The following is a 21535-nucleotide window of genomic DNA, read 5'->3' as shown; positions in this document are numbered from 1 at the left end:
GCATAGCAGTACTCGTCGCCAGTCAGATAGACGCTGGCCCGCGCGAGTCTACAGGCTGCGATAGCTACGAGGGCGAGAGCGGCTTCTGCGCTCTTTTTCTATAAATAGAAGGCTGTTAGCGCTAAAGGAACGTGCAGACCCTATGGCAAAAGCAAGAGAATCTCTGGCAGCAACGGCTGAGCAGGTAGCTGGCGACGGCGCTCTCCCGAAGGAGAAACTCAATGGCTCCCAGGCGGCGCCGCGTGACAGCGTGAGCAATGGGGACTACAGCGAGCAACATATCCAGATTCTAGAGGGCCTGGAGGCGGTGCGCGTCCGACCTGGCATGTATATCGGGTCGACAGATCAGCGCGGCCTTCACCACCTGATCTATGAGGTGGTCGACAACAGCGTCGATGAGGCAATGGCAGGCTTCGCCGACACGGTGGCGGTCACGATCCACGCCGATGAGTCGGTGACGATCGAAGACAATGGGCGCGGTATCCCTGTGGAAAAACATCACCAGCGCCCGGAGATGTCGACGCTGGAGGTGGTGATGACGATCCTGCACGCCGGGGGCAAGTTCGGCAGCGGGGTCTATCAGTTCAGCAGCGGCCTGCACGGCGTGGGTGTCTCGGTGGTCAATGCTCTCTCGGAATGGTGCGAGGTGGAGGTGAAGCGCGATGGACGCCGCTATCGCCAGCGCTACGAGCGCGGGGTGGCCGTCACTCCCGTCGAGGATTTGGGGACGGCTGAGGGCCACGGCACTAAAACCACTTTCCTCCCCGACCTCCAGGTAATGGAGACCCGCGACTATAACTTCGATATCCTGGCCCAGCGCTTCCGCGAGATCGCTTATCTCAACCGCGGCTTAACGATCTCCCTCCGCGATGAGCGCACCGATCGCGAGGTCACTTTCTACTTTGAAGGCGGCCTCGTCTCGTTTGTTCGCTACCTCAATAAGAACCGCAACTGCCTGCAAAGCCGCCCCGTCAGTATCGTGCGCGAGGTCGACCAGGTGAAGGTCGAGATCGCTCTCCAGTATAACGATAGCTGGAATACCACGGAGTTCTCTTTCGCTAACGGCATCAACACCGTGGACGGGGGCATGCACATCACTGGCTTCCGCAGCGCCCTGACGCGCACACTCAACGACTACGCGCGTAAGATGGGCTTCCTGAAGGAGAAGGAGAGCAACTTGACTGGCGAGGATGTGCGCCAGGGCCTGACAGCCGTGGTCAGTGTGAAGCTGCCGAACCCGCAATTCGAGGCCCAGACGAAGGCCAAGCTGAATAACGCCGAGGTGCGTCCGATCGTCGAGGCGGTGACGGCGGAAATGCTCTCGGTCTACCTGGAGGAGACTCCTTCGGAGGCGCGCGCCATTATCGAAAAGTGCCTGACTTCGGCTCGTGCCCGCGAGGCGGCTCGCGCGGCTCGCGAGCTGGTTCAGCGGAAGAATGCTCTCGATACGACCCTCCCCGGTAAGCTGGCCGACTGTACTGAGCGCCACCCCGATCGTTGTGAGCTCTACCTCGTTGAGGGCGATTCCGCCGGCGGCTCCGCTAAGCAGGGCCGCGATCGCCACTTCCAGGCGATCCTCCCTCTGCGCGGCAAAATCCTCAATGTCGAGCGCGCCCGCCTGCAGAAGATGCTCGAAAACGAGGAGGTGAAGAATATTATTACGGCCATCGGTGTGGGCATCGGTGAATCTTTCGATAAGTCAAAGCTGCGCTACGGGCGCATCGTGATTATGTGCGATGCCGATGTCGATGGGGCCCATATCCGCACTCTGCTCCTGACCTTCTTCTTCCGCTATATGGAGCCGCTGATTACAGACGGCCACCTCTATATTGCTCAGCCACCTCTCTACCATGTGAAGATGGGCAAGGAGGTGCGCTACGCCTACTCGGATGAGGAGCGCGACGCCCTGATCGCTGAATACAAGGCAAAGCATAATGGGAAGGAGCCAGAGGTGGGACGCTACAAAGGCCTGGGTGAGATGAACCCCGAAACGCTCTGGGAGACGACGATGGACCCGGCTCGCCGCACAATTCTGAAGGTGACGATCGAGGAGGCGGTAGAGGCCGATCGCGTCTTCAATATGCTGATGGGCGACGAGGTGGCCCCTCGTAAGCGTTTTATCGAAAGCCACGCCAAGAACGCGGAACTGGATATCTAGCCAGCAGCGCCACGCCTGGGTGCCCGCCCGGCGAACAAAGAGAAGAGCTTCGACTTGCCCACTCCGTTGGTCGGGCTGCACGCTCCCTCGCTGACCAACCTCTCTATCTCCAGGTTGGCGAGGGAGCGAGGGATGATGTCAGTTCTTCCTCCCCGCTCGCATCAGCATTTCCTCTGTGGTCCGCAGCATAACAAGCAAGCGCTTTCCCAACAGGCTATTTGCCGGCTCGCCGCGAGCCTGAGTCGCTTTTCTTTCGCTTCCCTGGAGGGCGGCCAGGTCAACAAAAAGAACGAGGAGACCAGTCTGCCAAAGAAGCAGACTGGTCTCCTCGTTTTGATGTCTTTCTTCCTAGCCCAGGCACAGCAGGAGGAGGAAGCAACCGGGCAGGTAGGGCTGTCTGCTTTGTTGCAGACAGCCCATAGCAATTAGTGGGCGACTACGGCCTCGGTCCGCTCGCCTCCAGTGGTGGGCGGAGTTGGTCGCCGGGTGAAGCGCTCCTTGATATCCTCAACCAGCACATAGAGGGTGGGCACCAGGAGCAGGGTTAGCACCGTTGAGGAGGTCAGCCCCCCAATGACAACGATGGCAAGGTCGCCCGAGATGAGCAGGCTGTCGCCGCCTCCAATGCCGAGGGCCATCGGGATCAAGGCCATTACGGTGGCAAGCGCTGTCATCAAGATGGGGCGCAGGCGGCGGCGTCCGCCTTCGACGACTGCCGCGCGCGCATCCAGGCCCCGTGCTCGATATTGGTTCACCAGGTCGATGAGCACGATGGCGTTGGTGACGACAATGCCGATCAACATCAGGAAGCCGAAGAGGGAGGAGACGCCAATCGGCGTGTGCGTAATGGCCGCCAGGATGAGCGAGCCAACGCCGGCAAAGGGAATGGAGATGAGCAAGATCAGTGGCTGCACCAGGCTGCGGAAGGTGGCCACCATCACAATGTAGACCAGAGGAATGGCCACCAGCAGGATAAAGTAGAACTGCTGCAGGGCCTGGTTCTGCAGGGAGGTGTTGGTGCCCAGGCTGGCGCTGGCCCCATCCGGCAGATGCAGGCCGTTGATGCGCTTCTCGACATCGCGCGTCACCGCCCCCACGTTATCGATGGTGGCGGTCAGGGTAATGGTAGCCGTGCGTGTGCCGTTGAGGTGTGAGATCTGGGTTGGCCCATTGACCTGGCTGACCGTGGCAATGTCGCCGAGACGAACGCTACCAGAACCGGTCGGCAGCCGGAGATCTCGCAGCTGCTGCAGGCTGGTCGGGGCCGTTCCCAGCTTGAGGTCGACATCCTGTTGCACTCCGTTGAGGGTGACGTGGGTCACGGTGGTGCCATTGTAAACGGTCTGCAACAGCTGCCCTACCTGGACCGCCGTCAGACCGTGGGCCAGGGCCTTGGTAGGATCGACATGGACATCAATCAGGGGAACCGCCGAGGAGAGGTCGCTGCTGACGTCGGCGGTGTTGGGTGTGTTGGCGACCGCAGCGTAGACCTGCTGAGCCGCCTGGCGCAGTGTGGTCTCGTCAGGCGCCTGCACGGTGATATCGACGATGTTGCTGTTGCTGGTCTGCAGGAAGGTAAAGGTGCCAACTCCCTGCAGCCCTTTGAGACGGTCGCGAACGGTCTGCTGTACCTGATTGAGATCAGCGCCCGATTTGACGGTGACGATATAGGTGGCGCTACTGCCATTGGAGGCCCCAGGGCCGAGGTTGAGCAGGGAGTTGCCACCCCCGCCGATGGTCACCTGATAGGCCTGGATGTCAGGAATGGTGCTGAGCATGTTTTCAACAGGTCGCGCCGCCGCATCGAGACGGGCCAGGCTGGCCGTCGGTTCCAGCTTCTGGCTAAAGCGGAAGGAGGTCGCCCCCTGGTTGCCGAAGACGTTGACCGGTAGGAGCGGGAAGAGCGCACAGCTGCCAAGGAAGAGCAGCAGGGCCACGACCAGGGTAATGGCACGGTGGCGCGTGACCCAACGCACCAGGGGCACATAGCCCCGCTCCAGGAAGCTGGGCTTTTCCTGGGGAAGTGCACGCTCACTCTTGGCCTTCTCCGCCGGTCCCTTAAGGAACCAGTAGGCCAATACGGGGATAATGGTCAGGGCCACCAGTAGCGAGGCCAGCAGGGCCACCGTGACCGAGAAGGCCAGCGGGTGGGCATACTCGCCAACAATGTCGCCAATAAAGGCCAGCGGTAGAAAGACACAAACAGTGGTCAGAGTCGAGGCCGTGACGGCAGTCGCTACCTCTTTGACCCCTGCGAGAACCGCCGTGCGTTTGTCTTCTCCTCCTCGCAAATGGCGATAGATATTTTCAAGAACAACGATGGAGTCGTCAACGACACGCCCGACAGCAATGGTCAGGCCCGAGAGGGTCAGAAGGTTGAGCGAGTAGTTCCCCACCCAGAGACAGATCAGGGCGATCACGATCGAGAGTGGAATGGAGATCGCCGTGACCAGGGTGGAGCGCACGGAGAGCAGGAAGATCAGAATGACGACGACCGCAAAGAGTGCGCCGAGCAGCCCTTCGCGAGCCAGGTCGCGGACCGACTCCTGAATGTAGGGGGCCTGGTCGCTTACGATGGTGATCCGGGCATGATAGCCTAATTTGCGCTCCAGGTCAGGAAGCTGGTTGTTGACGTCCTGCGAGATCGAGACGGCATTGCCGTCGTTGGTCTTGGTGATCGAGATGCCCAGGCTAGGTTTGCCATTGGTACGTGTCAGGGTCGTGGAGGGCGCGAGATCTTCCTTGATAGTGGCAACATCGCCAAGCTTGATCGGCTTCAGGGTAACGCCCGCCGCGGCGGCAGCGCTGGCACTGGTGCTGGCATTGCTCTGCTGTTGCTGCAGCGCGGCGGCAGCGCTGGCACTGGCTGCCGTGGAGCTGCTCGGAAACTGGCCCTGTGGTAGGACCGCCTGCTCGCCAACAACCAGGTTCTTGAGGTCGTCTAGCGAGCCAAGGGTGTTCCCCACACGTACCGCCAGCGTCTGATCGTTGGTGGTCTGCTGGCCCGCCGGCAGCGTGATGTTGTTGGCCTGCAGCACTTGCTCAACCTGGCTGACGGTCAGATTGTACTGCTGCAGCTTCTTGGGGTCGAGAGTGATGCTGACAATCTGCTGTCGCACACCAGTGACGCTGACAGTCGCTACTCCATTGATCCCTTGAAGAGCCGGCACCACAATCTGTTTGAGGCGCACAGCAAGGTCTTGCTGGTTCTGGTCCGAGCTGACGGCCAGGGTGATAATGGGCACGTCGGCAAAGTCATATTGCTGGACCTGCGGGGTGACGTTGGAGGGTAGACTGGCCTGGGCCTTGTTAATCTCTTCGCTGATGGTCTGCTGGGCCCGGTCCAGGTCGGTTCCAAAGTTATAGTAGATCGTGATGACCGATAGCCCCTGGCTGGACTGTGAGGTGATCCGCTGCACTCCAGCGTTGCCCTGGAAGTCGCTTTCTAGCGGATCGGTGATGTCTTGCTCCACCTGCGCCGGGGCAGCCCCCGGATAGGCTGTGATAACCGAAATAGCTGGATAAACAAGCGGTGGAAGCAGCTCTTGCTTTAACAACGGGATGATATATCCTCCTAACAGGAGCACAGCAATGGTGGCTAAGGCCACGATACTCCTGTTAGCCATGCTTAGCTTCGCCAGGCGATGCATACTGTTCTCTCGTACCCTTTCTGGTCTGGTTCTAGAAAGATCTAGAACGGTGCAGTTTCGAAATGTTTTTACGAATGGCCCCGGCTATTGGTTACAGCCAGCGCTGAAAAACCATCCGCGAGTGGGACCAGAAAGGGCCTGCCCAGGACTTCCTTCTTTCCTTTTTCTCTCCTACAATGAAGGGAGCAAAGGGCGTTTAGTGGAGATGCGAAGGGTATGATGGCCGGCAGAAAGATGGGGCAGGTCAATGGAGACGGGGGATAGCTGTAGGCTGCCGCCGACAATGATGGCCAGGCCGTAACCGTACAGTATACGCTAGAGAGGCAGGAGTCAGCTTTATGCTTTGTACTTTCTGTGGTGCAACTTTGTCATCGAAGGCGCCTTTCTGTTCCCGTTGCGGTCAGAAGGTAGTCCTGGGGGCCGAGGACGAGCAGTCTCGCGAGCGGGATGGCGCGCTAGCTGCCAGCAGGCAGAGGCAGCCCAGCATGCCCCTTGCTCCTTCGTCGCCTCTTCTTGATGAATCACGAGCTTCTGCTCCTTCGACCCTGCCTCCTCCGGGCTTTATTATTTCGCTGCGGCCTGCAACAAAGGCCAACATCCGAGGAGGAGGGCGGCTAGTGGGGAGACGCCGTCTTCTTGCTGGCCTGGGGACAACAGGCGTTGCACTGCTTGGGGGTGGTCTGGTCTGGGCCACACTGAACCTCTCCGGCGAAGAGGACAGGCGATCCGCTTCTCCTCCCGCAGCCAGAAGGTTCGCGACTGCCACTAGCGAGTCGTCTTCTCAAGCGCCGACAGAGGGAAGTTTGTTGATCTGCTACTATACCGGGCACCGTGGCTATGTCTACTGCGCCGCCTGGTCGCCCGATAGCCTGCTGGCAGCCACCGGAGGACAAGATGGCACTGTCCAATTGTGGGAGCCGATGGCGGGCCTACCTGTACAAAGCTGGAGGAGTGTCTGGCCCGGGCAGGAGATCTACGTCCTGGCCTGGTCTCCGAATGGGAAGTACCTGGCCTTCGGTGGCCAGGACCACCAGGTTTACGTTGCCGACGTGCACAGCGGCTCCATCCTCCTCAGCTACAGCGGTCATAGCCAGCCGATCTATGCCCTGGCCTGGTCCCCCGACAGCCAGCTCCTCGCCTCGGGCGGCGAAGACGCCAGCGTCCAGATTTGGAGAGCCCTCGACGGCAGCCTTCTCCTCACCTACACCGCGCATCAGGAGGTCATCCGCGGTCTCTCCTGGTCTCCCGTGACTCGCCTGCTGGCCTCCTGTGCTGAGGATGGTACCATACAGATCTGGCAACCCGCCGACGGGACCACACTGATCAGCTGCCGCGGCCACCAAGGGGGAGTCTTAAACGTGGATTGGTCGCCGGATGGTCAGCAACTGGTCTCGGGCGGTCGCGATGCCACGGCGCGAATCTGGCGCGCTTCCACTGGCACCCAGGAGCTGATCTATCGCGGTCATCAGAGCCGCGTCTGGAGTGTGGCCTGGTCTCCCGATGGCCACCGTCTGGCTTCGGCTGGCAAAGATGGCACGGTGCAGATCTGGGAGGCAGTCAGTGGGCAACTACGCTTCACTTATCGCGGGCACAGCGACACTGTCTGGTCCGCACGCTGGTCAGGCGATGGTCAGCAGCTTCTCCTGTGCGGCAACGACGGCACAGCCCAGGTCTGGACAGCTCCCTCTGTTTAAGCAGATCTTTACCCTGAACACACTCACGAGAACATGCTTCTGCCGTGACCGCCAGGCTACGATCTCAGCTGATGAGAACCTTATCGAGATGGATGCGCCCTTGCTCCGCCAGGCTCCTGGCAAGCAGGAGCCTGAGCAGGCAAGCAGCATCCTGAGACCTTGCTGTTGAGAACGGCCCTGGCCCCGGGTTGGCTGTTACCAGTCGGAGTGAACAATCGACTGGACCCCTGCTTCTCGCCTGCAAACACAACAGTCAAGGAGCGTTTACCTGGAAGGGGACACCCATTACAGTGGAAGAGCGACGTCATCTGTTCTCTTAACCCTTTTCACTGAGGATAGCCTCTAGCTAATACAAAGGAGACAGAAGTGATGTTCTGCCCCTTTTGTGGAACCCCTCTGCCATCAGAGGCACGTTTCTGCCCTCTTTGTGGTCACCTGGTCATCTTGCCAGAGGACGAGTGGACACAAAGGCAGAGAGACGACAGCGGGACGGTAGTCCTGGCGACCCCCACTGAGCACGCTGGTTCTGCCACAACAGGGACCGAGCCGATCACTCCGCCACCTCCCGGCTTTAGTGCTCCGGCCCAGGCCCAACCAGCCCCCGAGACGAGAAGCAAGCAGGCTCTATCGCGGCGCGCACTCCTTATGGGAGCAGGCGGGCTGGTCCTGCTCGGCGGAGGTTTGACGTTGGCTCTGCTGCACACCTTCTCAAGGGTTTCTCCTTCTCAAGGAGCTTTTCCCGGAAGCACCGTCGGAGCGCGCATGGCTGGCAATTCGGCCTCTGCCCCCTCTTCCATACCCTCAGCTCGCCCTTCATCAACACCAACCCAAACGTCTGCCAGCTCTACAAGTACCAGCCCCCAAGCTGAGGCCAGCGCGGCAGGGAGCCTTGTGACGCGCTACACGGGGCATCACGGCTATGTCTACTGCGCCGCCTGGTCGCCCGACAACCAGCTCGCCGCTACCGGTGGGCAGGACGGGACGGTCCAGATTTGGGAGCCGCTCACGGGGCGACCTGTGCTGATCTGGAATAGTGGGAACCTGAAGCAGGAGATCTATGCGCTGGCCTGGTCTCCCGATGGAAACTATCTGGCCTTCGGCGGCCAGGACCATCAGGTCTATATCGGCGAGGTCAGAAGCGGTAGCATTCTCCTCAGCTACAGCGGTCACAGCCAGCCGATCTATGCCCTGGCTTGGTCTCCCGGTAGCCAGCAGGTGGCCTCTGGGAGCGGCGACCGCACCGTCCAGGTCTGGAACGCTCGTGATGGGAATACCGTCTTCACTTATACCGCTCATCAAGATACGATCCGTGGCCTTTCCTGGTCCCGTGTTGCTCAGCTGCTCGCCTCCTGCTCGGAGGATAGTACCGTGCGCATCTGGCAACCTTCCGATGGAACGACGCTAGCTATCTGCCTGGGTCACCAGGGGGGAGTTTTAAACCTGGATTGGGCCCCCGATGGCCAGCACCTCGCTTCCGGAGGACGCGACGCCACCGTCCGCATCTGGCAAGCCGCCACAGGCAATCAGGAGCTGATCTATCGCGGACATCAGAATCGTGTGTGGAGCGTGGCCTGGTCTCCCAATGGCCGCTTTTTGGCCTCGGCTGGCAAAGATGGCACGGTTCAAATCTGGGAGGCGAGCAGCGGGCGACCGTCGTTGATTTATCACGGGCATAGCGACACCGTCTGGTCGGCCTGGTGGTCACGCGATGGCCGGTTGATACTCTCCTGCAGCAACGACGGCACGGCCCAGGTCTGGACTGCACCGTCCACTTGAGGTGAGAGCGGAGCAGAGCAGGAGAAAGGAGCCACTTCGAATGTTTCGACCAGCAGATAGTGACGCTCCTGGCGAGCGAGCATCATATTCCCGCGCTGGGCCCCGCCTCTGCAGGCCCGGGCCCGGCGGCTTTATTCCCTGCGCACGAGCAAGGCCATGCAGGCGGTAAAGCCGTGAAGGAAGGGACGGCCATCAACAGGCCCAATTTCGCCGCTGCAGAAGAGACCGATGAGCGGCAGGGGACCAAGATAGTGCTCGACCGCCTCGGCATCATGATTAGGGGTATCGAAGAGATTCATGCCACGTCCGTTGCAGGTGCAGAGGATCGCCGCCACCGGCTCGCGGTCACGTAGCTCCTCGCGCGCCCGCTCCAGCGCATCGCGCAGATCCATGTCAGCGGTGCTGGCATCGCGCATCTGGAATTGAATTGTCTGGCCCACGCGCGGCATCGCTCCAATGGCCAACCCTCCGCTGAGCCGGTCAACCCCAATCAGGGGCCGCACCAGAAAGCTACCGCGTCCAAAGCTCTCGCGGTATTCGTTGGCAGCCAGGCCCACCAGCAGGTTATGGCGGGCGCGACGCTGCAGGAAAGGTGGTAGCTCCTGTAAGGTCTCTAAAAGAAGTTCATAGGCTGGACGATTAGAAATCGTCTCGACGAGATTGCCGCGGACACTGGTAATCGTCCAGGGTTCGCCGATGGGTTCACACCCCTGAGAGACGAGTGGCAAGATCGTGTAGGGGCCGCCGAGGGCCAGCCCGACGCCTCCTTCGCCAAAGACCTGGCCGTTGCGAAAGACAAAGGTTCGCTGCAGCAAGGGGTGAGCCGAGGCCAGGCCACCCACTATCGGGCAATGGGGATAGGCCCGAGCCAGCCCTTCCAGGAGAGCCTCACTATCCAGACGGAAAGGGTCAGCCAGAATCAGCCAGGCATTGACCTCTTCAGGAGGCAGCCCCAGGCGCGTATGCCACTCCTCGGCGCGTTCGCACTCCTCGACCAGGGCCTGGGTAAAGCGCACCACGCGCAGTCGTGCGCCCGGCAACTGCAGCGTCATCAGGGCCAGGGCCGCCGTCTCCTCCAGCTCCTCGCCCTGGCCGATCACCCCCTGGCCAGAGCAACCAATCAACAGGCGTACCTCGCTTTCCTCGTAGGCACGACGCACGAGTTCAGGCAGCGATTCCGCATAGAGGCCACTGGCGAAGAGAATGGCCAGATCGGTGGGGCCTTTGACGCGGGCCAGAGCGCGGGCCAAAGCCCGCTCCCAGCGAGCATCTTCGACCAGGGCCTCCCGTACCAGGGGCTTCTCCTCAGCCGCATTCATACTGATGTCCCCACGCTCCGTCTCGTCTGTGCTTGCCCGCTCGTTCTCCATGACCCGACGATATGTTTCATCTGGCACACCCGTGCATGGACTCCCCCCCCACCCTCCTTGTTTCTCCCCGAAGCGCGTGGAGGTGGAGGGCTAGAGAAGGGATAGCGTTCTGCGTTCTACTCCTCATTATGATAGTATCGCACACGCAAGAAGGTTCCGGCAACAGCAAGAGAGGCAGAGAAGAGCTGAGAGGCAAGCCCTCAAAGGGCGGGATTAGCCCCACGAGCACCGCCTGCCAGTCTGGTGAAACCCCTGACGACGAGGGCAGTCAGACGCAGAGAAGAGGGGGAAGAGCTGGGCAGGAGTTGCGAGCGGCGGGGAGCGCACCACAGCCATGCCCTTCTTCTCTGCCAGTCTGGAAAGGAGGGGCAGGCTGCAGCACGCTCGGGCGATCAGGCCAGCGTCGGCTCAATTCCGACGAGGATTGCGCGGACGATAATCCAGCGCCCCCTCAAAGGTCACCATAGTCACGAGAGAGGCATCGGAGAGGCGCGAGCGAATACGCTCATCGATGGCCTGTAAGCCGCGGGGATTAGCCGTGATCACCGTTGGATAGCGCAAATTATAACGATAGTTCAGCAACTGGAAGAGCTTCTCATTGGCCCAGGGCGAGCTTTGCTGCGCTCCCAGATCGTCGAGCACGAGCAGCTCCGCCTCGCGCATGCGCGCAAAGAGCTGATCGTAGACCTCGGGAGCCTCGGGAGCGAAGGCAGCCCGCAGATGGTCGAGCAGGTCGGGCACTGTTGCGAAGAGTACCAGCGAGCCATTTTCCAGGGAGAGGTTGGCAATAGCCGCCGCCAGGTGGGTCTTGCCGCAGCCGTTAGGTCCCACCAGCAGCAACCAGCCATCAGGCTCGCGCGCATACCCCAGGGCAGCCTGGTAGGCCTGCCGCACCCCAGGCACCGTATAGTTAAAGCTCTTGAAGCTTTTATCGCGGAAGGCTTCGAGATTAGACATGCTGCGGAGCTGTTGGCGCCGGCGCTCCTTGAGATCGGCCTCCTTGCACTCGCAGGGAATAGGCTTACCGAAGTGCGGATGGCCAAAGGGCACATCGAGACGCAGGTAGCCCGCCCCCTTGCATTTTGGGCAAACAGGACGCTGGGAGCCAAAGGGAGCCGGCAACGCCGAGCCACCAGCGTTGGAGCTGAACGCCCCCAGCGATCTCCCTGCTGGCCGCTCGTGGCCTGGCGTCTGGCGAGCTGGGCGCTGCCGCAGCGTCTCCTGCTGCTGTGCAAAGGCAGGGGAGGCCAGCGCATTGGGGCGCAGGGGCTGAGTCACCCGTTGCTGACGAGCTGGGGAAGGCGCACCAGAGGAAGGGAGGGCCAGCCGACCACCTGGCAGACTGGGGGGCGGGACCGAGGCCGGCCCCTCCGTCCGACGATGCAGCGCAGCGCCCTCGCCGGGCGCGAACGCACGCTTTGGCGAGGGTAGCCTGCTGGCCACAGTCGAGCGGGAGAGAGCCGGGCGGGAAGGGGCTTCCAGCAACTCCTGGTCATCCTCCCAATCGCCGTAGCGCATCCCGCCCTCATCGTCGTCATCCTCGTCCTCCTCCCATACCTCTTCGGAGAGGGCATCTCCACGCAAGGATGGGAGGTAATCGTCAGCCCGATAGTAGTAGTCGCGCGCACGCCGTGGAAGCGATGGCGCCGGGACCTCTCGACGCGCGCCATAGAGGCGATCGGTCTGACGACCAGGCCGCCGGCTTGGACGCGAGAGCGGTGAGCCGCCCTCGAGCGCGAGAGTATCGGTCAGGACATCAGCCCCAGGCACTTCCGTCACCTCAACCCGTCCACGAGGCGAGCGCCCGGGGTGCGAGAGGGGCTGATTCAGGCGAGCTGTCTGCTCAGGCAGGCGCATCGTCTGCTCCCCACGCTCTCGCGGCAGCGTTCCAGCCTGGCGAGCGCGCTGCTGAAGCAATTGCTGCCGTCGCTGTTTGAGCATAATCTCATTCAAGCGTTCCATAGGTTATCTGCCTTCCGTTTCCCAGCGCCTCAAGATTGCGCGAATATAACGCCAGTTACGCTTATTATGTTCTACTGCCTCGCGAAAAGCTGCCTCGACCCACTCTGGGGGATAGCGCTCAGCGGCATCGCGCAGCTCATCAGCGATCAGTGGAGAAAGAAGCCCTATATTCTGTTCGTACAAGACAAATATATTCGGACGTTCAATCTCAATGTGTAAATGCTGAGTCTGGTTGTGGCCAACGCGCGCCAGCGCCGTAGCAGCCGGGGAGGGCGAAGGGTCGCCTCCCTGGCCCTGGCCCTGACTCTGGCTCTGGCGCTGTCCGTGCTCTGGCGCGAAGCGATGCTGTCCCACGTCGAGCAGGCGGACCGGGATCAACTCACTGCCCTGCAGCTCAGCCACGACGCGCCGGCTGCGGGCCGTATTAAAGAAATACCAGCCAACGACCTCATCCTCAGAGCCATCATCACCGAGCACCTTGAGGTAGACGCGGAGAACCGTGCCGCGCGCTACCGCTTTTTCCAGGCCCTGGCGTACTCGTTCTTCAGGAGGGCGCGGATCACCGCGCCGCTTCAGGCTTTTCAACAGCACACGATCGCCCAACAGCTCCGGCTCGCTCACACAGCGTGGCTCACCGCGCTTCTGGGCCAACAGCCAGAAGAGGTGCAGCGTCACTTTCAATTCCGCCACATCCTCGATCTCTGGCAGGAGCGACCTGAAGAAGACCTCCGGCACAGGGACATAGGGATTTTTGCCCGAAGGGAAGCCAGCAAAGGACGTCATAGCCATCCATCCAGAGATTACTCAGGGGGCGGAGAAAGCTCTAGATCACAGAAGCGGGTATGACTCGCCTGGAAGTAGAGGCTTACCTCGCCGACAGGACCATTGCGATGCTTGGCGACGATAATATCCGCGATATTTTTGCGCTCCGAGTCCGGGTTATAGACATCATCCCGATAAATAAACATCACCACGTCGGCATCTTGCTCAATGCTATTGTGGACAACCAGGTCAGCGGCCACAAAATTGTGCAGGCCGGCCACCGTCAGATCATAGACCTCAGCCTCACCGGCGGGCGCAATCGCCTCCACACGATCCCAGATGATATCACCCTCAGCGGCCTCCGCCGTCTGCAGAGCGCGACCAGGGCCGGACCAGGCCGCCGACGGCAGGGCTCGCGGGAGAGCCACCGCCCGCCCTACGCTCAGCTCATCCAGGCGCTGCCACCCTGCGCGAGTCAGAAAGCGATGATTGGCCGTGGCCCGCACCTGCTGGCCCCCCGCAGTCACCAGGCGAAAGATAGGCCGGCGCCCCGTCGCAAAAGCGCGCGTCACTGGCGCCACCTCCAGACGCTGCGTCAGCGGATTCAGCGCCAGCACGCGGAAGCCTTGCCGCCCCACCAGCCGCTCGATTGGACAGCATACCCCCTCGTCGGCCAGATAGACCAAGGTCTCCCCCGCCAGACAACCACTCTCGCGCAGATCCGAGAGCTGAGGCACCTTCGACTGGCGCGTTTCTACAGCTCGCGAGAGCTGGGCCAGCGCCAGTACCGGTACATTCAGCTCGCGAGCCAGCGCCTTCAGCGTTCGGCTGATCTCTGAAATCTCCTGGACACGGTTCTCGTTGCGTCGGGCGCTGCCGCTGGTCGTCTGCATCAACTGCAGATAGTCGACAATAATCAGATCGACCCCTTGCTCTGCCTGGAGGCGCCGCGCCTTACTGCGCATCTCCGCCGTGGAGATGCTGGCCGTATCATCGATCCAGATGGGCGCCTCAGCCAGGCGCTGCGTCGCCAGCATAATGCGCTCCCACTCCTCATCATCGATCCAACCGGTGCGCAGTCGCTGCTGATCAACCCCGGCCTCCATCGAGAGCAGACGCTGTACGAGCTGCTCTTTACTCATCTCCAGACTAAAGATCGCGACCGTCTGCTTGAAGCGCACAGCGGCGTTATGAGCCATGCTCAGGGCCAGCGAGGTCTTGCCCAGCGAAGGACGAGCCGCCAGAATGATCAGGTCCGAGCGCTGTAGCCCGCCGGTGAGACGGTCGAGGTCGGAGAAGCCAGTGGGGACGCCAACGATAGCCCCGCGCCGCTCATGGAGCTGATCCAGCTTGTTCAAATACTCGGAAAGGATCTCGCTCAGGAGCGAGAAGTCCGAACGCAGGCGCCGTCGCCCGATTTCAAAGATCAGGCGTTCGGCCTTATCGAGCGCCACATCGGCATCCCCCTCCTCGTAGGCAATGGCCGCGATCTGCCCGGCGGCATGGATCAGACGGCGCAAAACCGCCGTGCGCTCCACAATGCGCCCATAGTACTCGATATTGCCACTGGTGGGCACCTGGTTGACCAGGGACGTGATGTAACTGGCGCCGCCAACCTCCTCCAGCTTCCCCTGACGCTCCAGCTCATCGCAGAGCGTAATAAAGTCCGCCGGCTCATGCCGCTCATAGAGCTGGAGTATCACCTCATAAATGGCACGATGGGCGTCGCGATAAAAGTCCTCCGGGCGCAAGAAGTCAGCGACCTGGATGATCGCCTCGGGATCAATCAGGATGCTGCCCAGGACGCCACACTCGGCCTCGATGTTCTGCGGTAACAGCTTCTCCACGTCCGTCTCCAGCGTTCTCGCCAATTTCAGCAGCTTCTCGCTATGCGCCAATAACCAACAAGAAGATCAAGAATGGGTCTGAAACATTATATTATATAATTCTGACTTATTGAGCAAGAGACCGATTACGCGCACATGCAGCAAAGCTGCTTACTGGGGCACAGCCCGCCCAGGCCCCGGGTCGAGGATGAGCGGGAAGGGAATCCCGTGTGTCTAAACAGTGTAGCGAATCTTGTGCCCGAAAGCAAACAGCAGGCTGGCAGTGGCCCTGTGGATATGTGGATATCTTCAGGGATAGCTCACGCTTGCGCCTCCAAATATAGCTGAGTTAATAAGCAGTTATCCCCCAGTTATCCACCGTCCACGGGGAGTTATCCACAGTTATCCACCGCTATCCACAAAGTTATCCACAAAGTTATCCACAGGGCCAGGTGGGCGAATCTTCCTATTCCCTGGAAGAAAGTTCACCGCGACGCTGCCCGTAGGGGAGGCGGGAAAGGGCTTGACCCGCACGGGTCTGCAAGGGTATCATAGCACCCAGAAATCAGCGCTCTTTATCCCGGCTGGCGGCCTGGCCATCAGACAGCCCTACCTGCTCCTACCTGCTCCTACCTGCTCCCAGACCAGTACCAGTACAGGGCTGGTGGAGAGCCTACCGAGCCAGGCAGACAGGCAGGCAGCCAGCCACGTTCAGCGCTGCCGCCGTCAACAGAACAGCCCCAGAGCAAGGAAGCAGCTGCGCTGTTGACCTGGGCCTCAGAGATTCTCTGCAAGCAAGATCTGAAAAAGGAGCAGTATTCAGACCCCATGCCAAAGACGAGCAAGCGCGCAGCCACGAGAAGAGCGGAAAAGATCGCCCGCGCGCACGCGACCAGGCTGCCAGAAGCGCCTGCCCCCAAGAAGAAGGAGAAGCGCGGCCCTGGCTACACGCCTCCCAAACGGGGCCTGGCTCGCTACCCCTGGGCTATCACCCTGACGATCCTGGTCATCGCTGCCGCGATCGGCGCCATGTACTATTACAAGATCGGCCCCTTCGCTCCGCCAAAACCCCAGCCGAAGAGCGCCGCCGTCTCGCCCTGCCTGAAGGTGGTCAAGCAGCTGACCAATAGCTCGCCGGCTCCGACCGGGGAGGCCTTCAACAAGATCCAGCATACGTATAAAGCTCTGCCCGCGATGTCGATCAATACCAACAAGATTTATTGCGCCGGTATCAATACCAATCGCGGCCTGATCGTGGTGGAGCTTGACCCGAAGCTGGCACCCAAGACGGTCAATAATTTCGTCTTTTTGGCCCAGCACCATTTCTATGATGGGCTGAAGTTCCATCGCGTGGTGCCGAATTACATTATTCAGACCGGTGATCCGAAGGGTGATGGCAGCGGCGGACCCGGCTATACGCTGCCCGCCGAGCCGGTGAAGGGTAACTATACCGCCGGGATGGTGGCTATGGCCAAACCTGCCAGCGGCACCGCTAATAGTGGCAGCCAGTTCTTTATCTGCGTCTCCGACCAACCGGCGAAGCAACTGACGAAATCGTATAATCTCTTTGGCCATGTGGTCCAGGGCATGGATGTCGTGAAGAAGATCCAGGGTCCAGGCGATCAACCTTCTCAGAAGAAGATCACGCCTGATGTCATTACCCATCTGGTGGTGGTGACCGCTCCCTGACGCAGGCTCTCTCAAGGCAGGCGGGCTGAAACGAGGAGAGGGCTGGCCGCGCGTGATCGGCTCTGCCAGCCCCTGACCCAGCCCGCCTCGCCCCGCTTGCACCACTCGTCTGGCGCTTCCTTCGCCCTGCATGGGCCAGGACTGCTTTGGCCGAGAGAGCGAGCTGGGAGCCTGGTGGAATGGCTACGAGCACGCTTCCTGCTAGCCGGTAGCGGCTCCCTGAGCAAGTGAAAGTGAGGATCTGCAAACAATGCCCGCTAATAAACGACACTATAGTGCCCCGCCCGCTATGCAGATCGATCCGCGTAAGACCTATTATGCGACGATCAGCACAACGAAGGGCGATATCCGCCTCCAGCTCTTTGCTTCCGAGGCCCCTCTGACCGTGAATAACTTCGTGGCCCTGGCCCGCGATGGCTTCTACGATGGGCTGACCTTCCATCGTGTCGTGCCCGGCTTTGTGATTCAGGGAGGCGACCCCCTGGGCAATGGCCGCGGCGGCCCAGGCTACATGTTCCCTGACGAGCCGGTGCGCCGCCCCTATAAGGCCGGCACCCTGGCTATGGCAAACGCTGGCCCTAATACGAACGGAAGCCAGTTCTTCATCTGCCTGGAGGATCAGCCACGCCTCCCACCGAATTACACGATCTTCGGGGAGACAGTCGCCGGCCTCGATGTGGTTCGCCGTATCCAGGTGGGCGACGTCATGCATAGCGTGACCATTGAAGAAGCTTAGTCTCTCTCGCTCGCTTCCGTTTCGCAATTCGTCCCGTCTTCCCTGACAAGCCAGGCTGGCCGGCTCCCAACCTGCCCTTGCCTTCGCAGCCTGCTTCCCTCCTTCTTCTTGCCTCGGGCTGCGTGGACGGCCAGGCCGGGCAGATACGCCAGCCCTGGCTATCTCCGTCTGTAGCCACACGGCGCCCCTCCTTCCTCTCTTGCTACTGCTCCTTGACCGCTCTCTCCCTGGTTCACCCGCTTATGCCCTCCCTTTGATCAGTAGTTTTACTGATCTCGGCCACCACCTGGCCTTTTGCCTCTTGACAGTTGACATTAGTATGCCCTAATATCTTAGCAACGCAGTCGGATATTAGGCAAACCTAATACCGATACCGATATTGAAGGAATGCAAGGTCAGGCGGGCGCTTTCCCCGCTTTCGCTGTTGGAGGAGTATGACCGGATGAGCAGACAGACTGACGTGAGGCAACCAGTGCGGAGTTGGCTGTCGCTGCTGGCCTGGAACACACGCGACATTTTGATTTTGGCGGCTATCAGTGTGGTCTTTGGCATCCTGCTGGGCGCCTTGCTGTATCCATACATGCTATCGGTGGTACTTGGCCCGATTGTGGCCTGGGCCTGGATTGGACTCTATATTCTGCCGGGCTTCTTCATCGCTTATGCTCTACGCAGGCCGGGGGCAGCCTTTTTGATCGCTCTGCTCTACTGCTTCGTGACGTTGCCTATCTCCCCCTACGGGCCGTCGATCATGATCACCGGCATTCTCTACGCCTGCTCAGGAGAGATCAGCGTGGCCCTTGGAACACGCTATCGTCACTTCGACCTGCCCTGGATGGCCCTGACGGGTTTTCTCGGCGGCATTGTGATGCTGATCATCTACGCTATTTTCTATCCTTCGTCTTTCCAGCTGGCGCTTCCTGTGCTGATTGGAGTGATTGCGATTACGCTCGTGAGCAGCACGCTGAGCGGCATTCTGGCCAGGTACCTGGGAGACGCCGCGGCCCGCACCGGTGTGCTGGCTGGTACGATTCGCCGGGAGCAAGATGAAATCTGATGTCCTGGGCCGGCCTGGGGAACAAGATTGTAGCCTATGGCTCTCCCTGTCGCGCCAATCAGCGCTACCTCAGCCTCTCGCAGGGGTTGGTCAACGTCGACCAGCCCCCTCTCTCCACTCCGGTTGCAGTAGTGGCTGGCCAAGGAAGCAGACAGGTAGGACGCCAGGTGAGGAGAAAGGTGATGAGTGAGACAAGGACGGCGCTCATTGAGATCGAAGATCTGACGGTCAAGTATCCTGGGCGACGGGCACCAGCGCTAGAGGGGCTTCAGCTCCAGCTACGAGCTGGTGAGACGGTGCTGCTCTTGGGTCCCTCGGGTAGCGGCAAGAGCACGCTGGCGCTCACACTCAACGGCCTGATTCCCCACAGCATCGGCAAGCTGCAGAGCGGTTGCGTACGTGTCGCTGGCCTCGATACACGGCAGACGACGGTTGCTACTCTGGCGCAGCGGGTGGGCATTCTTTTTCAGGACCCGGAGGCCCAGTTTGTGATGTTTACCGTGGAGGATGAGATCGCTTTCGGACTGGAAAATCTCCGCTTCTCGCCCGAGGAGATGGAGCGGCGTATCAGCGACAGTCTGCGCCTGGTGGGGCTGACAGATCTGCGCTACCGCCGTGTGGAGCAGCTTTCAGGGGGGGAGAAGCAGCGTGTGGCGCTGGCGGCTCTGCTGGCGCTCGAGCCGGAGATCCTGGTTTTCGATGAGCCGACGGCGAATCTCGACCCCCAGGGGACGCGCGAGGTCTTTGATCTGCTGCGCCGCTGTAAGGAGACGGGCCGCTATACGATCGTGCTGATCGAGCATCGCCTGGATGAGCTGATGGACCTGGTGGAGCGTATGGTCGTTCTGGGCAAACGGGGCGAGGTGATCATAGATGGGGCGCCGCGCGAGGTCTTGCGCGCCCACCTGTCAACGCTTCAGGAGCTGGGGGTCTGGGTCCCCCAGGTAGCCAGGCTGGCCCAGGCTCTCCAGCAATATGGCTGGTCGCTTGAGCCGTTCCCTCTCACTCTGAGCGAGGCCGTGGAGGCATTGACGAGGAGGCCAGCGCCCGGCCTTGCTCGCCAGGCTGCGCTGGCTTGTCCAACAACCAGCGCTACCGTTCACCAGAACAGTCATCAGCAACCAGTAGGCTTGCCTCCAACCAACCTCAAACCCGCCCAGGAGGAGGCAGCAATTGAGGTCTGCTCGCTTTCCTATCGCGCCGCCGGGCGTGAGGTGCTGCAGGATATTTCGCTGGCGATTCCACGTGGGGCCTTGCTGGCTCTGGTTGGAGCTAATGGCGCCGGGAAGACCACGCTGGCTCAGCACCTGGTCGGCATTCTGCAGCCGCCCCGGGGCTGCATTCGCTTGCTGGGTCGCGACCTCACAACAATTCCAGCCCGCGAGCTGACACGCCACGTCGGTTATGTCTTCCAGAATCCTGAACACCAGTTTATCACCGAGGCGGTCGAGGACGAGGTGGCCTATGGACTGCGTGTCATGGATTTGCCAGCGACCGAGGTTCAGGAGCGGACGCGCACGCTGCTGGAGCGCTTCAACCTGCTCTCCCTGGCCCGGGCCAATCCTTTTACGCTGAGCCACGGCGAGAAGCGGCGCCTGAGTGTGGCCACCATGCTGGCAATGGGACAGGAAATTCTGATCCTCGATGAGCCAACCTTTGGCCAGGACGAGTACAACGCAACTGCCTTGCTGGAGTTGCTCTGGCAGCTCCATAGCGAGGGACGCACGGTCATCATCATTACGCACGATATGTCTCTGGTAGCGACTTATGCCCAGTATGTGGCAGTCATGAACCATGGCAGGTTGCTCTTTTATGGGACGCCAGCGGCCCTCTTTGCGCGCGAGGAGCTGCTGGCCGAGGCACGTCTGATGCTGCCTCCACTGGCCCAGCTGGCGCGTCGGCTCGGCTGGCGGGACCTGCTGACCCTGGAGGAGCTGTGCGAGCGCTGTCTCCAGGCAAGCTCTCTGAGGCCGCAAGAATCGCCAGGTCAGGCCGAGGAAGCAGTTTCCCTGAAGGAGGGCAGGCCATGCAAGTGATTTATCAAGAAGGGGAGTCGCTGCTGCACCGCCTGAACCCGCTCAGCAAGGTTGTGGCCCTGGTGCCCGTGGTGCTGTTTGTGGCTCTCACCACCGATCCCTGGCTGCCGCTGGCCTTCATGATCCTGGCAAGCGCGATGATTGTCGGTCCGGCGCGCATCGCCCCAGGAACCTTTTGGCGCCTGCAGGCCCCTCTCACCATCAGTTTGCTGGTCTTTATGATCCTGTATCCCTTTATGGTGCGCGCTGAGCTTTTCGATCACACGCCTGTCGTACTGCGGCTGGGCCCGCTGGTGCTCTATCAGGGCGCCTTGCTGGCCGGGACGGCAGCGGTCCTGCGCGTCTATGCCATGTTCCTGCTGTCGCTGATCTTCATGTTCACCACCGATATCAGTGACTTTATCCGCGCGATGGTCCAGCAGTGGCACTTTCCCTATCGGCTGGGCTATGGGGTGCTGGCCGCCTTTCACTTCGTTCCCCTGCTGCAAGAAGAATTTCGCCTGATTCAGGCAGCCCATCGTATCCGCGGGATCGAGACACAGGGGGGAGTGCACACTCAGGTCGAGCGCTTGCGCCGCTCCTTGATTCCGCTGCTGACCAGCGCTATCCGCCGGGCAGAGCGGACCGCTCTGGCGATGGAGAGCCGGGCCTTTGGCGCTCTCAAACAGCGCTCCTATTTCCGGCGTTTCCGCTTCAGTCGCACCGATTATCTCTTTATTCTCTGCTTCTGGTTGCTCTGTCTGCTGGTCATTGCTCTGTTCTGGCTGGCTGGCTGGATGGGGCCACTCTCCTTCACGAAGGAGCTGTAAACCATGAGCCATA

The 21535-nt window shown here is 60.8% G+C and carries 14 protein-coding genes and 1 pseudogene; 10 read left to right on the top strand and 5 right to left on the bottom strand.

Annotated elements, in window-relative coordinates:
• Positions 1-142: 142 nt before the first annotated feature.
• Both gyrB and BGC09_RS08170 read left to right on the top strand, forming a co-directional pair.
• Positions 143-2158, top strand: a complete 2016-nt coding sequence (gene gyrB / locus BGC09_RS08175; RefSeq protein WP_084658151.1) for a DNA topoisomerase (ATP-hydrolyzing) subunit B — start codon at positions 143-145, stop codon at positions 2156-2158.
• Between the two features lie 132 nt (positions 2159-2290).
• Positions 2291-2587 (top strand): hypothetical protein, encoded by a 297-nt coding sequence (locus tag BGC09_RS08170; RefSeq protein ID WP_141727692.1) that lies wholly within the window; start codon positions 2291-2293, stop codon positions 2585-2587.
• Here BGC09_RS08170 and BGC09_RS08165 read toward each other — a convergent pair.
• A complete protein-coding gene (locus tag BGC09_RS08165; protein ID WP_218103994.1) occupies positions 2584-5784 on the bottom strand; it encodes an efflux RND transporter permease subunit in 3201 nt (1066 codons plus the stop codon). The genes BGC09_RS08170 and BGC09_RS08165 overlap by 4 nt on opposite strands.
• A gap of 830 nt (positions 5785-6614) precedes the next feature.
• Between BGC09_RS08165 and BGC09_RS08160 the strand changes: the two genes are divergently transcribed.
• From BGC09_RS08160 to BGC09_RS22820, 3 genes and pseudogenes are all read left to right on the top strand, one after another.
• Complete coding sequence (locus BGC09_RS08160) at positions 6615-7502, top strand: WD40 repeat domain-containing protein (protein WP_069803392.1); 888 nt, start codon at positions 6615-6617, stop codon at positions 7500-7502.
• 369 nt (positions 7503-7871) lie between these two features.
• Positions 7872-7934: pseudogene (locus tag BGC09_RS23495) on the top strand (zinc-ribbon domain-containing protein); the annotation flags it as partial.
• 459 nt (positions 7935-8393) lie between these two features.
• Positions 8394-9278: a WD40 repeat domain-containing protein gene (locus tag BGC09_RS22820; protein ID WP_069803391.1), complete on the top strand. Its 885-nt coding sequence runs from the start codon at positions 8394-8396 to the stop codon at positions 9276-9278.
• 131 nt (positions 9279-9409) lie between these two features.
• Here the strand turns inward: BGC09_RS22820 and BGC09_RS08150 are convergent, their stop codons facing one another.
• The 4 genes from BGC09_RS08150 to dnaB form a co-directional block, all read right to left on the bottom strand.
• Positions 9410-10675, bottom strand: a complete 1266-nt coding sequence (locus BGC09_RS08150) for an FIST signal transduction protein (RefSeq protein WP_069803390.1) — start codon at positions 10673-10675, stop codon at positions 9410-9412.
• 381 nt (positions 10676-11056) lie between these two features.
• Entirely contained in the window at positions 11057-12610 is a 1554-nt protein-coding gene (locus BGC09_RS22140) for an ATP-binding protein (protein ID WP_141727691.1), read from the bottom strand.
• Between the two features lie 3 nt (positions 12611-12613).
• Positions 12614-13393: a DnaD domain-containing protein gene (locus tag BGC09_RS08140; protein WP_069803389.1), complete on the bottom strand. Its 780-nt coding sequence runs from the start codon at positions 13391-13393 to the stop codon at positions 12614-12616.
• A gap of 17 nt (positions 13394-13410) precedes the next feature.
• Positions 13411-15243, bottom strand: a complete 1833-nt coding sequence (dnaB, locus tag BGC09_RS08135; protein WP_218103993.1) for a replicative DNA helicase — start codon at positions 15241-15243, stop codon at positions 13411-13413.
• 783 nt (positions 15244-16026) lie between these two features.
• Here dnaB and BGC09_RS23115 point away from each other — a divergent pair.
• From BGC09_RS23115 to BGC09_RS08105, 5 genes are all read left to right on the top strand, one after another.
• Entirely contained in the window at positions 16027-16887 is an 861-nt protein-coding gene (locus BGC09_RS23115) for a peptidylprolyl isomerase (protein ID WP_218103992.1), read from the top strand.
• Positions 16888-17137: 250 nt separating this feature from the next.
• Positions 17138-17623 (top strand): peptidylprolyl isomerase, encoded by a 486-nt coding sequence (locus BGC09_RS08120; RefSeq protein ID WP_069803386.1) that lies wholly within the window; start codon positions 17138-17140, stop codon positions 17621-17623.
• A 442-nt stretch (positions 17624-18065) separates the two neighbouring features.
• The gene (locus tag BGC09_RS08115; RefSeq protein WP_069803385.1) at positions 18066-18677 is read left to right on the top strand and encodes an ECF transporter S component; all 612 of its coding nucleotides are present in this window, start codon (positions 18066-18068) and stop codon (positions 18675-18677) included.
• 182 nt (positions 18678-18859) lie between these two features.
• Complete coding sequence (locus tag BGC09_RS08110) at positions 18860-20713, top strand: ABC transporter ATP-binding protein (protein ID WP_176728876.1); 1854 nt, start codon at positions 18860-18862, stop codon at positions 20711-20713.
• Entirely contained in the window at positions 20704-21522 is an 819-nt protein-coding gene (locus BGC09_RS08105) for an energy-coupling factor transporter transmembrane component T family protein (protein WP_069803383.1), read from the top strand. Before BGC09_RS08110 ends, BGC09_RS08105 begins: the two co-directional genes overlap by 10 nt.
• Positions 21523-21535: the final 13 nt, after the last annotated feature.

Origin of the sequence: Thermogemmatispora onikobensis (genome assembly GCF_001748285.1) — a bacterium.
GTDB classification, from domain to species: domain Bacteria; phylum Chloroflexota; class Ktedonobacteria; order Ktedonobacterales; family Ktedonobacteraceae; genus Thermogemmatispora; species Thermogemmatispora onikobensis.
Note: the sequence above shows the minus strand (reverse complement) of the source record. Positions and strands in the feature narration are given on the sequence as shown.